The sequence below is a fragment of the Metalysinibacillus jejuensis genome, assembly GCF_003057615.1.
GTDB lineage: Bacteria > Bacillota > Bacilli > Bacillales_A > Planococcaceae > Metalysinibacillus > Metalysinibacillus jejuensis.
Window position 1 is genome coordinate 1 of the sequence record NZ_QAFW01000167.1, and the last position, 447, is coordinate 447.

General features: G+C 38.7%; 1 protein-coding gene. It reads right to left on the reverse strand.

What is annotated here, in order from left to right; all coding sequences use genetic code 11:
- The coding region (locus DDE80_RS14715) for a transposase (RefSeq protein WP_153060941.1) at positions 1–447 on the reverse strand (447 nt) is incomplete at both ends.

The following is a 447-nucleotide window of genomic DNA, read 5'->3' on the forward strand; positions in this document are numbered from 1 at the left end:
GATTTCAAAAAAAGACTTCCATGTTTTAAACAAAATCTCGATCTGCCAGCGCAATGAATACAGGGCATGTACGTCATTCGTTGGGACATCTTCAGGTGATGTGTTCGTGATATAAACGTTCATGCCCATTAACCGTTTACTTTTCTTCTTCATGACAATGCCCTTCTTCTTTTCTTGAATGGCTTGTTTTTTCAAGCGTGTTTGCGTTTGATCGTCAGTTAAGCGATGAATGATAACACGTGTGGGCAGCTTTTGCGTGTGACCAATGTAAGCCTCATGAATTTCAATTGTTTCACTAGGTGTAAGTTCAGCAATCATTTGTACCATATCGAGTTGAATGTATTCGGTGTGTTTTTTTAACGTCCCGTTTTTGAACATTTCTGGCGCAGGGTTCTTAATATAAATCCTTGTATTGAGCTTCAACCGTGAAATATAGTACGCCTTTTT